The 12,993-nt window shown below is 45.4% G+C and carries 9 protein-coding genes, 1 tRNA gene and 3 rRNA genes; 10 read left to right on the plus strand and 3 right to left on the minus strand.

Annotation, left to right across the window (positions count from 1 at the left end; translation table 11 throughout):
* Positions 1-65 precede the first annotated feature (65 nt).
* Genes JMW05_RS07500 through JMW05_RS07510 form a run of 3 tightly spaced genes read left to right on the plus strand, consistent with a single transcriptional unit; the run spans position 66 to position 1,993 of the window.
* Positions 66-1,193 (plus strand): XRE family transcriptional regulator, encoded by a 1,128-nt coding sequence (locus JMW05_RS07500; RefSeq protein WP_201504697.1) that lies wholly within the window; start codon positions 66-68, stop codon positions 1,191-1,193.
* Positions 1,193-1,738 carry a DUF4411 family protein gene (locus JMW05_RS07505; protein WP_227691555.1) on the plus strand — a complete coding sequence of 182 codons (546 nt, stop codon included), beginning with the start codon at positions 1,193-1,195 and terminating at the stop codon, positions 1,736-1,738. The genes JMW05_RS07500 and JMW05_RS07505 overlap by 1 nt, the downstream gene beginning before the upstream one ends.
* A 30-nt stretch (positions 1,739-1,768) precedes the next feature.
* Positions 1,769-1,993 (plus strand): DUF1653 domain-containing protein, encoded by a 225-nt coding sequence (locus JMW05_RS07510; protein WP_227691475.1) that lies wholly within the window; start codon positions 1,769-1,771, stop codon positions 1,991-1,993.
* A 113-nt stretch (positions 1,994-2,106) separates the two neighbouring features.
* Here JMW05_RS07510 and JMW05_RS07515 read toward each other — a convergent pair whose 3' ends face one another.
* Complete coding sequence (locus tag JMW05_RS07515) at positions 2,107-2,946, minus strand: alpha/beta fold hydrolase (protein WP_201504699.1); 840 nt, start codon at positions 2,944-2,946, stop codon at positions 2,107-2,109.
* Between the two features lie 302 nt (positions 2,947-3,248).
* Positions 3,249-4,199 (minus strand): alpha/beta fold hydrolase, encoded by a 951-nt coding sequence (locus tag JMW05_RS07520; protein ID WP_201504700.1) that lies wholly within the window; start codon positions 4,197-4,199, stop codon positions 3,249-3,251.
* Positions 4,200-4,341: 142 nt separating this feature from the next.
* Between JMW05_RS07520 and JMW05_RS07525 the strand changes: the two genes are divergently transcribed.
* Entirely contained in the window at positions 4,342-5,061 is a 720-nt protein-coding gene (locus JMW05_RS07525) for a hypothetical protein (RefSeq protein WP_201504701.1), read from the plus strand.
* 141 nt (positions 5,062-5,202) lie between these two features.
* Here JMW05_RS07525 and upp read toward each other — a convergent pair whose 3' ends face one another.
* On the minus strand, positions 5,203-5,847 hold the full coding sequence (gene upp, locus JMW05_RS07530) for a uracil phosphoribosyltransferase (protein ID WP_265090599.1): 645 nt from the start codon (positions 5,845-5,847) through the stop codon (positions 5,203-5,205).
* A gap of 78 nt (positions 5,848-5,925) precedes the next feature.
* Here upp and JMW05_RS07535 point away from each other — a divergent pair, with 78 nt between their 5' ends.
* The 6 genes from JMW05_RS07535 to JMW05_RS07560 all read left to right on the plus strand — a co-directional run bounded on the left by JMW05_RS07535 (position 5,926) and on the right by JMW05_RS07560 (position 12,911).
* On the plus strand, positions 5,926-6,573 hold the full coding sequence (locus JMW05_RS07535; RefSeq protein WP_201504702.1) for a DNA glycosylase: 648 nt from the start codon (positions 5,926-5,928) through the stop codon (positions 6,571-6,573).
* A gap of 677 nt (positions 6,574-7,250) precedes the next feature.
* Positions 7,251-8,760: ribosomal RNA gene (locus JMW05_RS07540) — 16S ribosomal RNA — on the plus strand.
* A 150-nt stretch (positions 8,761-8,910) separates the two neighbouring features.
* Positions 8,911-8,985: transfer RNA gene (locus tag JMW05_RS07545), tRNA-Ile, on the plus strand.
* 389 nt (positions 8,986-9,374) lie between these two features.
* Positions 9,375-12,184: ribosomal RNA gene (locus JMW05_RS07550) — 23S ribosomal RNA — on the plus strand.
* 109 nt (positions 12,185-12,293) lie between these two features.
* Positions 12,294-12,407: ribosomal RNA gene (rrf, locus tag JMW05_RS07555) — 5S ribosomal RNA — on the plus strand.
* Together the 16S, 23S and 5S rRNA genes with 1 tRNA gene alongside form the textbook arrangement of a ribosomal RNA operon.
* 285 nt (positions 12,408-12,692) lie before the next feature.
* Positions 12,693-12,911, plus strand: a complete 219-nt coding sequence (locus JMW05_RS07560) for a dodecin family protein (RefSeq protein WP_201504703.1) — start codon at positions 12,693-12,695, stop codon at positions 12,909-12,911.
* The last annotated feature ends 82 nt before the right edge of the window (positions 12,912-12,993 follow it).

The raw sequence follows: 12,993 nt of genomic DNA on the forward strand, positions 1-12,993 counted from the left end.
TTCAAAATGAAGTTATAATATTTGATTATAGCTTCATGTATGTAATAGTAGGATAGATAAAAAATATGGCAAGTCGTCAACTAGTGACACACTCTCCTAATGCTTTAAAACATTATCGACAACAGATGTCGCTATCTGTAGATTTGCTCGCCAAAAAAACTTCTATTAAGGCAGCTAAAATAGAAGATGCTGAGGCTAATAATAGGGTTTTTACTATTAAACAGTTAAATAAAATAGCTGAGAAATTATTAGTGCCCGTATCTTATTTAACTTTCGACTCAGTTATTCATCGTGATTTACCTGAAGTAGTTGATTTCAGAAATAAAATTGAAGAGGTGTCAGAAGGTGATGAGGAACAACAGTATCAGTTTAACAAAGTAGTTCAAGAAGCATATATTGATAGGGATAATCTTCTAGGCATTTATGAGTCTTTGAACGACGTTCCAAATAATTTCAGCTTGGAACTTTCTGGATGTAATGCAAAGCAGGATGCTAATCTAATTACAGAATTCCTGCAGCTAAAGGATGAAAGTTTGTTAGAGTCAAACTCTGATTACTATAAATCTTGGCGCACTATAGTTGAAAAAAATGATGTCTTAGTCTTAGAAAAGTCCAATCCCCATTTGAGTTCAGAGGGCATGGCTTTATATTACGAGAAACTTCCTATAATTGTAATTCTAACTACAGGACAGCCACCTGCACGACGACTCTTTACCTTGATACATGAGCTGGTTCATTTAGGTCTAAAACAAAGTGTTTTGGATGGTAGCTTGATAAATTCTAGTTATGATGAAGAAATCTACTGTAATAAGGTGGCGGGATATGTGCTAGTTCCTGAATCAGTTGTTCAAAAATGCTACAGCCATAGTGCTACACTGACTGAAAATGTTTTAAATATTAGAAAGATAACGAAAGCTAGTCGGCAGGCAGTCGCTATTCAGCTTAAGCAATTAGATCTTATACAGCAGAATGAACTAGAAGATTACTTAAATAGTCTTCGAGTCGAAATTTCTGGTAATTTCGGTGTCAAGAAAAGATACTCAACGTACAATCACTTTGGAAAAGTATATCTCCAACAAGTATTTTCAGCTATTTGGCAAGAAGAATTAACTATAAATACCGCTATGGATTTATTAAGAATTCCTAATCGTATCGAGGACTTAAAATATTTAGAAGAAAAGGCGTTTTCTTGATGAGAAAAATTTGTTTAGATACGAATGCTATTATTGATATATGTTATCGTTACTATCCTAGTAGTGTATTCAGGACGATATGGGATTATTTATTAAATTCCATATCAGCGGGTATAATAAAATTTATAGTTTCTGAAGAAATATATCAGGAAGTTAATGCTAAAGTTAATTTTTTTGTTAATTATGATATAAAGGTACTCGAAAACTTCTTTACCTCTTTTAATATTGATGTTATACCTAAAGTTAATTATGACTATCAACTTATAGAGCTACAAAAACAAATGGTTGATGATCTTCCATATTTCCAAAATATGAAAGTTGACAAAAGGTTCAAGCAAATCGAAAATATCAGAAACGATCTGTCGAATGTAGCGGTAGCAATTGCTAACAAAGCTTGTGTTTTAACAAGTGAACAGGGTTTGCGTAAAGATATTTCAAAGGATGTGGTTGCAGTTATCAAAATACCTGATACCTGCTCTTACAAAGAAGTAGATTGCTATTCTTGGTTAGAGCTATTTGATTATCTTGGCATTCCAGAAATTTAATAAAATCTTAATTTGAAAAAGTATTTATAAATGATCAACGTCACTCAAGGCATCTATCGCCATTACAAAGGCAGTCTGTACCAAGTGCTGCATACTGCTCAGCATTCAGAAACTGAAGAGGCGCTGGTCATCTATCGTTGTCTGTACGGTGATTACAGCGTATGGGCGCGTCCGCTTACCATATTTACCGAGTCGGTGACCGTTGATGGCGAGACCCAGCCGCGCTTTGCTTTGGTGCAAGCGTTATCTGATTAAATGCCCAGCTAAAAATAGTTCATAATCAAAACACTGCACAAAAAAAGCGACCACTTAGGTCGCTTTTTTATAAGTAAGGTTTTTATTTTATAATAGTGTAGCTGCTTTTATTTTTAGGCTTCGTTTAAAAAGGCAATCAACGCGCGGTTAAATTCATCGGCATGCGTACCATTGATACCGTGTGGACCACCCGCGACCACATGCAATTTGCTGTCGGCAATCATCTCGTGTGAGCGCTGACCACTGGCTTCAAAGGGTACGATTTGGTCAGAGTCACCATGAATCACCAAGGTCGGTACATCAAAAGCTTTTAAATCTTCGCGGAAGTCGGCATAGCTGAACGCTTTGACACAATCATAGGTCGCTTTTGGTGAGGCAAATGCCGCAATGTCACGATGGTACAGACGCATGGGCTTGCTGACCAGCAGTTTGCCTTCTTTTGGCGTAAAGAACTTTTTGGTAAAGTCATTCAAAAAGTTGATGCGGTCATCACGCACCCCATTCAAAAACTCTTGAATGTCCGCTTCTTCTAGACCGCCATCAGGATTGTCATCGGCTTTGAACAGATAGGGCGGTACGGCAGAGGCAAGCACGGCTTTGCTCACGCGCTCCGAGCCATAATTGCCGATATAGCGCGCCACTTCACCACCGCCCATCGAAAAGCCCACGATGGTCGCATCTTGTACATCTAGCGCTTCCATCAATGCCTTTAAGTCGGCAGCCATCGTGTCATAGTCGTAGCCTTCCCACGGTTTTGACGACTGTCCAAAGCCGCGGCGGTCATAGGTGATGACCTGATAGCCTGCGTCCACCAGTGCGGGCACTTGCGCTTCCCACGCACGTCCACTGAGCGGCCAACCATGAATCAAGATGACAGGCTTGCCTGTACCTTGGATTTCATAATAGATGTCGATATCGTTGTTATTTTCTTGTCCCACGGTCACGTACGGCATTGTTATTATCCTTATATGATTATTAATGAATATTTTGAGTAAATAATGCTGGTTTTTAATGTTGTCTAATACAAACGAGTTGTTTGATAAAAACAGACAGACGCATTCATTGAACAATGAGTTTGCGCCTTTTCATTACAACGGCTGCTTAATCACAAACAATCACCAGTATAAGAGAGTAAAAACAGTATTGTGGTACAAGGTTGTACAGTCCGCGTGTCCAGCGTGACTTTTTATACGTTCTTTGTAAATATTCACCGTAATATCATTACCTTAGCTAAGGATTATAAGCGTGCTTTTACTTAATAATTGCTTAAGAATGCTTTAATATGCTGATAAAAAGCGACAGGCGCATCCATAGGAATCGCGTGTCCTGCGTTTGCCAAGGTTTTAGTAGTGACCTGCGGCAGTAGCGCGGCAAGTTTGCGCTGTTCGTTGGCAGGGTAGAGCTTTGAGCGCGCGCCAATCAGCCACGTGACAGGAATATCAACCGTCGGTAGCACTGCCCGATAGTCGTAAGGCAGGGTGGTATAAGCGTGCAAGGCGCGGATTTTGTGTTGCCATGTCAAATGCTTATAAAACGCGCGCCGATAGCTGGGGCGCATACTGGACAACTGCGTCACCCCAAAAGCGGCACGACTGCCCACTGACAATAACGAAAAGTCGCGCTCAGTATCCAAAAGCGCTTTTTTAACACTGTCAGGCACATGGCGAAAGTCAGATAACGCCATATACGGCTGGCTTACGGCAATAAGTGCCCGAAAGCGGTCAAACATCTTTGCTTGTGCATCGCCAAACACCCCGCCTTGAGAATCAGGCTGATGATGAATCATCGGCGCTTGGTCAATGTTTAAAAACCGACTGACCTTATCCGTGCCAAAGCGCCCAAAATACGCCCACATCACCAGCGCCCCCATAGAAATCCCCGCCACAGGCACGCGCTCGGTCTGCGTCGTCGCGGTAATATGATTAAGAACAGTGCGGGTGTCGATGGCATAGTGCTCAATAAAATCAAACTGCGGTAAGCTGACATCGGCTGCCATACCAAACCCACGATAATGCGGTAAATAAAAGCGGTAGCGCGATAGTAAGGGCACAATAAACGGAATAAACTGCCGCGCATCCATCCCAAAGGCATGCAGCAACAATACAGGCTTGCCCGTGCCGATGACCGATACAGGCAAGCACGTACCATCGTCAGCACGCACAAATTCACACGTCAGCCGATAGCGTGCTTTGATACCTTTATACATAAACGCTCCTTATATCCTAAAAGCACACCTGCTATAGTGAGGGCATGTCTTTTTTACCCGCTTTAGTTTTTATTCACTGTAGATTGATTGCCCCGATACAGAGCGCTGCGGCTTGGTATCGCCACGACCACTTGAGGTGCCGATGAGTCACGAGCCACTCGCGCTACTAGATGCCAGTTTTTATCCCCAGTGTTGGGACGAGCGCTGTGCGACCGACGCTTTGGCATTGTTGCATGCCTTGCTGCAAGGGAACGTCACTGCCAGCGCCGAAGACATTGCCGCACGACTATTAGAAGACAGCGCCTACCGTGAGTGGATTTATTTTAGTGTGTTTGGGCGCTACTTGCAGCGCAGCTTTGACGCGTTTTATCGGCAAAGTGAAGACAGCTTTAACAGCGAGATGCCCGATTTATTCCGTGCCGAGCTGATGCGCCACGCGCGTCCGTTAGCGATGCAGCAGCAGCTGTTTATGGCAGGAATGTTGCCCGAGCATACCCGCAGCGAAAAACTACTGACCGCCACCGTCAATCCTGCGACCGCTATCCGCCGCGCAGCATTGAGTAGCCAGCCCGTGATTAACCATATCACCATTACAGGTAAAAATGTGGCGGCGTTTCCGATTCGGCACAATCGGCGCACCTCCGAGCGTATCCGTAACGAAGTGCTGATTTTGGACTTTCACAGTCTGCGTTTGGTCAGTGAAAACATGATGACCCAAGCGCCAGTGACTGTTGACAATAAGCCAGCAAGCGCAGGTTTTTGGCAACGCTGGCTAGCGCCAAAACCAGAAGCCAATGAGCCAAAGACAAGCAGTAGCGCGCTGCCATTACATTACTGCATCCGTCATTACGAACTGCGTTAAATGAAAGCTGGCAAGTACATTGCTAAACAAGCGGTAAATTAGAAAAATTTTAGAGAAACTAAAGGCAAAAAAAATACCCAGCACATTCAGCACTGGGTCTTTTCAATATTAACGGCTTAATTATTGGTAAAACGTACGTCTTTAACGTGACGCGTAGCTACCAAAAATCTTATCGCCCGCATCGCCAAGACCAGGGATAATATAGCCTTGCTCATCCAAGTGGCTATCAAGCGCTGCCGTGAAAATCTGCACATCAGGATGCGCGTCATTGACCAAGCGCACACCTTCAGGCGCGGCAACTAACACCAATGCCTTGATGTTTTTACAGCCGTGCTTTTTCAGCATATCAATGGTCGCGACCATCGAACCGCCTGTCGCCAGCATCGGATCAACGATAAGGGCAGGGCGCTTGTCCATGTGATTGACGAACTTTTCAAAAAACGGCACTGGCTGCAACGTCTCTTCATCACGCTGCAAACCCACGACCGAAATCTTCGCGGTCGGTATCAAATCAAGCACACCGTCAAGCATACCCAGACCCGCGCGCAAAATCGGTACGATTGTCGCCGTCTTACCGACGATTTGCTCGCCTTCAATCTCACCGCACCACCCTTGCATGGGGAACGTCTCAATCTCAAAGTCGCGGCTCGCCTCATACGCCATCAAGCGCGCAAGCTCTTTGGTGAGCGTACGAAATTTATACGTACTGGTGTCTTTTTCACGCATCAAGCTGAGCTTGTGGCGCACCAAAGGATGGTCGATAACCGTGATGTTCAAATCCGTCATAAGCGGGTCTCTTTCAAATAGCTGGATAATTTGCGTGTGCTATTATAACAAAAAACCAACTTTCTGATGGACATTATCATGACTCAATCGCCATCCGCCGCACACGCCGCGAATACATCAGACACACGCCCCATCGAAGACCACCCATTTGCGCCCGTCTTATCGCCTGATGCCGACATTATGATGATGGGTACATTTCCGCCCACCGAAGACAAGTGGGCAATGCCGTTTCATTATCCCAACTTCTATAATGACATGTGGCGCATCTATGGCGCGGTGTTCTTTGACGACCCCGACCACTTTCGTATTGGTCAAGAAAAGCGCTTTGACCATCAGCAAATACGTGACTTTTTCTTCGAGCGCCGCATCGCTTCTTGCCCCACGGTCAAACAAGCCATCCGTGAGACAGGCAACGCCTCAGATAAAAACCTCACCGTCGTCACCCCTGTCAACTTAACCGAAGTGCTTAATCAAGTACCACAAGTCAAAACGCTCTTTACCACAGGCGGCAAAGCGACCGAAGTCTTGTACTCCTTACTTGACCCTATACCACCAAAGTCAAAACAGCCAAAAACCAACCAAATGGTTAGCTACCCATATCCGCACACAGAAGGATATGAGCTTAAGCTATACCGTCTGCCATCGACGTCGCGTGCGTACCCGCTGGCACTGGATAAAAAAGTCGCTGCCTACCGTACGTTTTTTGAAAAAATGGGCAAGCTATAATTAAGTATAGTCAATCAAATATAGAACGAATGCAGTGATGCTGACATGAATTTTGCGAAGCCTCTGGAGCGCCTAGTGCACAGCAAGCGAGTAAAATTTATGTCAGTAGCACGTTATCATGTTGTGTTACTTTTATTTATGATTCACCATGGAGTAGATAGCGTTAGAGGCAAAGCGTTTAATAACAAGTCTCAACACTACAAAATCAACGTCTTACTTACCGTTTTACTGTGCATATCAAAAAAAAGATAAAATAATCCCAACAAAGTGTTGACACGAGAATTAAACTCTCTATAATACGCCCCACTGACGAGGCAAAGCGGTTGTTAAAGAGCTAGTTTGCGGAATTGGTAAAAAAAGGGTTTGACAGTTTGTGATTTTATGATAGACTAGTCAGCTCGCCCATGTAGCGAAGCGTATTAGCTTAGTGAAATTGGGTAATAAATATTTACTGGACGACAGTAATATTACTTTTTAAAAGCATACTAAAGAACAACTTGTGTGGATTTTTGCTGACACAGAATGTTAGTTATTCAGCCAGTAATGGCAAAGAAGATTATCATTCAAGATTAGCAAATAACTCAAGTTAATTCATATACGAACATACGAAAAGTTAAATGCGAGTGATTGAATGAGCCAAGATTAGGGACCATCTTAAAAGGTCTCAAACAAGATTAAAACTGAAGAGTTTGATCATGGCTCAGATTGAACGCTGGCGGCAGGCTTAACACATGCAAGTCGAGTGGTAATGGTAGCTTGCTACCAGATGACGAGCGGCGGACGGGTGAGTAATGCTTAGGAATCTACCCAGTAGTGGGGATAGCACGGGAAACTCGTGGCTAATACTGGATACGTCCTACGGGAGAAAGCTAGGGATCATTAGACCTGCGCTATTAGATGAGCCTAAGTCGGATTAGTCATAGTTGGTGGGGTAAAGGCCTACCAAGGCGACGATCTGTAGCTGGTCTGAGAGGATGACTGCCACACCGGGACCGAGACACGGCCCGGACTCTACGGGAGGCAGCAGTGGGGAATATTGGACAATGGGGAACCCTGCAGATCCAACATGCCGCGTGTGAAGAAGGCCTTTTGGTTGTAAAGCACTTTAAGCAGAAGAAGAAGTTATGGTTAATACCCATAATGGATGACATTAGCTGCAGAATAAGCACTCTATTAACTCTTGCAAGCCAGCAGCCGCGTAATACAGAGGTGCGAGCGTTAACTGAATTACTGGGCGTAAGCGAGCGTAGGTGGTTTAATAAGTCGATGAAACCCATGAACCTGGGAACTGCATTCGAAACCGTTAGGCTAGAGTAGGAGAGGAAGTAGAATTCAGGTAAAAAGGTGAAATGCGTAGAGATCTGGAGGAATACCGATGGCGAAGGCAGCTTCCTGGCATCATACTGACACTGAGGTTCGAAAGCGTGGGTAGCAAACAGGATTAGATACCCTGGTAAACCACGCCGTAAACGATGTCTACTAGTCTGGGTCCCTTGAGGACTTAGTGACGCAGCTAACGCAATAAGTAGACCGCCTGGGGAGTACGGCCGCAAGGTTAAAACTCAAATGAATTGACGGGGCCCGCACAAGCGGTGGTTAATGTTTAATTGATGCAACGCGAAGAACCTTACCTGGTCTTGACATACAGAATTCGCAGAGATACGAGAGTGCCTTCGGGAATTGTGATACAGGTGCTGTATTATTGCCGTCAGCTCGTGTCGAGATGTTGGGTTAAGTCCCGCAACGAGCGCAACCCTTTCCTTAGTTACCAGCGGTTTGGCCGGGAACTCTAAGGATACTGCCAGTGACAAACTGGAGGAAGGCGGGGACGACGTCAAGTCATCATGGCCCTTACGACCAGGGCTACACACGCTACAATGGTAGGTACAGAGGGCAGCTACACAGCGATGTGATGTGCGGAATCTCAAAAAGCCTATCAGTAAACTAGATTGGAGTCTGCAACTCGACTCCATGAAGTAGGAATCGCTAGTACTCCAAAGTGATCAGAATGCCGCGGTGAATTACGTTCCTGGGCCTTGTACACACTGCCCGTCACACCATGGGAGTTGATTGCACCAGAAGTGGATAGCCCAACTTAGTGAGGGCGTTCACCACGGTGTGGTCGATGACTGGGGTGAAGTCGTAACAAGGTAGCCGTAGGGAACCTGCGGCTGGATCACCTCCTTAAATACGACATTCGGTCAGCAAGAATTCACAGCAAGTTGTTCTTTAGTAAAAGCGAGTATTAAGCTTAAGAGGTTTGAGTTTGGAGAAAATCATTTAAAGAATTTTCCTCTGCGCTCGGGTCGCTTGGTGCTTTGACAGTATCCTCGCTCAGGGTCTGTAGCTCAGCTGGCGAGCACCGTGTTGATAACGCGGGGGTCATAAGTTCAAGTCTTATCAGACCCACCATATATGGGGTAAATATAGCTCAGCTGTGAGCGCCTGCCTTGCACGCAGGAGGTCAGGAGTCTGACTCTTGGCTCCACCACATGGCTTAATACGAGAATATAAAATAGAAACAAGTGATTGCAAATGATTATTTGCTTCTGTTTTATACAGATAATGGACTGATGAGAGCGTAGGTATTATTTAAAAACATAGATATGAGTTCAAGTTAGTGATGACATTTCACGTGTCGTCATTAAATAACCTTGGTAATCAACTCCTTAATGACATCAGTTGTTATCCCAGGGTTGATTGCCAAAAGTAAAGAGAACTGAATCAAGCGTAAACATAGGTGATATCGTTATCATTCACATGATGCGCTTTAGTGGTTGAGAGACTGCTTGGGGTTGTATGGTCAAGTAATGAAGCGCAATATGGTGGATGCCTTGGCAGTCAGAGGCGATGAAAGACGACAGCCTGCGATAAGCTTCGGGGAGGCGGCAATATCCTGTGATCCGGAGATTTCTGAATGGGGAACCCACTTTAGCATAAGCTAGGTATCTTATATTTATATAAGAGGCGAACGAGGGGAAGTGAAAACATCTCAGTACCCTTAGGAAAAGACATCAAATGAGATTCCCCAAGTAGCGGCGAGCGAACGGAGAAGCCGATGTTTTTTAGTGTAGAAGAACAGCGGGAGCTGACCGTAGTAGGTGATAGTCCTGTATTTTAAATAATAAAGAGCACATATTAAGTAGAGCGGGACACGAGAAATCCTGTTTGAAGATGGGGGACCATCCTCCAAGGCTAAATACTCCCTGATCAATCGATAGTGAACCAGTACCGTGAGGGAAAGGCGAAAAGAACCCCTGTGAGGGGAGGAACAGAACCTGAAACCGTGTGCGTACAAGCAGTGGGTTTCACTATTAGGGTGACCGCGTACCTTTTGTATAATGGGTCAGCGACTTATATTCTGTAGCGAGGCAACCGCCAGGGAGCCGTAGGGAAACCGAGTCTAATAGGCGAATAGTTGCAGGTATAGACCCGAAACCGAGTGATTCATCCATGAGCAGGTTGAAAGTGCCGTAACAGGCACCGGAGGACCGAACCCACTGTCGTTGAAAAGCCAGGATGACTTGTGGATAGGGTGAAAGGCTAATCAAACTCGGTGATAGCTGGTCTTCCCCGAAAGCTATTTAGGTAGCGCCCGGACGAACACCATTGGGGGTAGAGCACTGTTTCGGCTAGGGTCATACCGACTTACCAAACCGATGCAAACTCCGAATACCGATGAGTGATATCCGGGAGACACGGCGGGTGCTAACGTCCGTCGTGGAGAGGGGAAACAACCCAGACCGCCAAAGCAGGCCCCAAATTCCTAGTTAAGGGGGAAACGAGGTGGGAAGGCATAGACAGCTAGGAGGTTGGCTTAGAAGCAGCCATCCTTTAAAGAAAGCGTAATAGCTCACTAGTCGACGGCCTCGCGCGGAAGATGTAACGGGGCTCAAACTAGGCTGAAGCTGCGGATTTGATAATTGTTTCAAGTGGTAGGGGAGCGTTGTGTGTTTCGTGAAGGTGTGTTGTAAAGCATGCTGGAGGTATCACAAGAGCGAATGCTGACGTGAGTAACGATACGAGTGAAAAGCCCGCACGCCGGAAGACCAAGGGTTCCAGTCCAACGTTAATCGGGGCTGGGTGAGTCGACCTCAAGGCGAGGCCGAAAGGCGTAGTCGATGGGAAATCGGTTAATATTCCGGATACTTGTTTATGATGCGAGATGGAGTGGACGGAGAAGGTTATGCCAGCCTAGTGATGGTTATCTAGGTGGAAGGATGTAGGTAGACAATAGGCAAATCCGGACTGTTATATACCGGAGATCTGATAGCAAGCTGTACTTGTACAGCGAAGTGGCAAATACCATGCTTCCAGGAAAGCTTCTAAGCGATAGTCATAAACGAATCGTACCCGAAACCGACACAGGTGGTCAGGTAGAGAATACCAAGGCGCTTGAGAGAACTCGCTGAAGGAACCAGGCAAAATGGTACCGTAACTCTGGAGAAGGTACGCTGCTGATGGTGAAGGACTTGCTCCGTGTTATTGGCAGTCGCAGATACCAGGCTGCTGCAACTGTTTATTAAAAAACACAGCACTCTGCAAAACACAAAGTGGACGTATAGGGTGTGATGCCTGCCCGGTGCTGGAAGGTTAATTGATGGGCTTAGCGTAAGCGAAGGTCTTGATCGAAGCCCAGTAAACGGCGGCCGTAACTATAACGGTCCTAAGGTAGCGAAATTCCTTGTCGGGTAAGTTCCGGACCCGCACGAATGGCATAATGATGGCAGCGCTGTTCCAGCAGAGACTCAGTGAAATCGAAACTGCAGTGAAGATGCTGTGTACCTGCTGCTAGACGGAAAGACCCGTGAACCTTACTACAGCTTTACATTGAACTTTGACCTGACTTGTGCAGGATAGGTGGGAGGCTTTGAAACCGAGACGCTAGTCTTGGTGGAGCCATCCTTGAAATACCACCCTGGTCATGTTAGTTCTAACTCAGGTGCTAACAATACCGAGGACAATGTATGGTGGGTAGTTTGATCAGCGGTCTCTCCCAAAGAGTAACGGAGGAGTACGAAGGTGCGCTCAGAACGGTCGAAATCGTTCAAAGAGTATAAAGGCAAAGCGCGCTTTCTTAACTGCGAGACCCACAAGTCACAGGTACGAAAGCAGGTCTTAGTGATCCGGTGGTTCTGTATGGAAGGGCCATCGCTCAACGGATAAAAGGTACTCTGGGATAATAGGCTGATACTGCCCAAGAGTTCATATCGGACGGCGGTGTTTGGCAATTTCGGATGTCGGCTCATCTCATCCTAGGCTGAAGCAGGTCCGGCGGTATGGCTGTTCGCCACTTAAAGAGGCACGCGAGCTGGGTTTAGAACGTCGTGCTCGGTCCCGGTCTACCGTGGGCGTTGGAAATTTGAGAGGATCTGCTCCTAGTACGAGAGACCAGAGTGGACGAACCTCTGGCGTGTTCGGGTTGTTACGCCGCATTGCCCGGTAGCTACGTTCGATGGGGATAACCGCTGAGCATCGCCGGGAAGCCCACCAAGATTAGATTTCCCTAAAGAGCTGCTCAAGACTCAGGACGTTGATAGGTCAGGGTGTGGAAGTGCAGCGATGCATGTGAAGCATTGATACTAATTGCTCGTTTTGGCTTCTTGACCATACAACACCCAAGTGGTTTGTATGTCAATCATGAATCTATCTTGTAAGTTAAGATAAAATCGATATCACCATATAGCTTGATTCAACAAGACTCATATCTAACCCCCTTTGCTGACGACAATAGCACGATGGAACCACCTGATCCCTTCCCGAACTCAGAAGTGAAACATCGTAGCGCCAATGGTAGTGTGGTTCGCCCATGTGAGAGTAGGTCATCGTCAGCTCCTTATACTTAAAAAGCCCCCAATCTGCTGATTGGGGGCTTTTTTTTGGTTTGGTTTTAATATCAGTTCATATACCCAATATTTTTTATTCCAATAGTCATATTTTTTACATTAGTGGTACCTGTACTACATATCAGACATGGCACTACTGTCAATACATGACGCAATGCTACATGAGACGACTACTATCCTTATATGTCTGCGTTATACTGAATAAGTGATTCACGAACAAGTTTAGTTATTTTTAATTAGATATATTGATAACGTATAAAAAAGGATACCATTATGAGCATTGCAAAGAATATCGAAATCAGCAGTACCTCAAGTACAAGCTTTGAAGACGCAATCCAAAAAGGCGTTGCCCGTGTCGCTGAGACCGTAAAAAATGTCCAAGGCGCGTGGGTAAAAGAACAAAAAGTCGGCGTGACCGATGGCAAGATTGACAAATATCATGTGATTATGATTGTTAGCTTTGTTATCGATGAGGCTACTGATATCAGCTAATCTCATATTTAAAAAAGGAGACCGCGTTTGCGGTCTTTTTTTCGTTTAGGATTTGGCGCGTCACTTTAAAAAAATCATTTAA

It is taken from the genome of Psychrobacter aestuarii, assembly GCF_904846035.1.
Lineage (GTDB): Bacteria > Pseudomonadota > Gammaproteobacteria > Pseudomonadales > Moraxellaceae > Psychrobacter > Psychrobacter aestuarii.

Bases quoted from the DNA above. Each gene is read 5' to 3' on its own strand.
- JMW05_RS07500 (WP_201504697.1), top strand. From the start codon at position 66: ATGGCAAGTCGTCAACTAGTGACACACTCTCCTAATGCTTTAAAACAT.
- JMW05_RS07505 (WP_227691555.1), top strand. From the start codon at position 1,193: ATGAGAAAAATTTGTTTAGATACGAATGCTATTATTGATATATGTTAT.
- JMW05_RS07510 (WP_227691475.1), top strand. From the start codon at position 1,769: ATGATCAACGTCACTCAAGGCATCTATCGCCATTACAAAGGCAGTCTG.
- JMW05_RS07515 (WP_201504699.1), bottom strand. From the start codon at position 2,946: ATGCCGTACGTGACCGTGGGACAAGAAAATAACAACGATATCGACATC.
- JMW05_RS07520 (WP_201504700.1), bottom strand. From the start codon at position 4,199: ATGTATAAAGGTATCAAAGCACGCTATCGGCTGACGTGTGAATTTGTG.
- JMW05_RS07525 (WP_201504701.1), top strand. From the start codon at position 4,342: ATGAGTCACGAGCCACTCGCGCTACTAGATGCCAGTTTTTATCCCCAG.
- upp (WP_265090599.1), bottom strand. From the start codon at position 5,847: ATGACGGATTTGAACATCACGGTTATCGACCATCCTTTGGTGCGCCAC.
- JMW05_RS07535 (WP_201504702.1), top strand. From the start codon at position 5,926: ATGACTCAATCGCCATCCGCCGCACACGCCGCGAATACATCAGACACA.
- JMW05_RS07560 (WP_201504703.1), top strand. From the start codon at position 12,693: ATGAGCATTGCAAAGAATATCGAAATCAGCAGTACCTCAAGTACAAGC.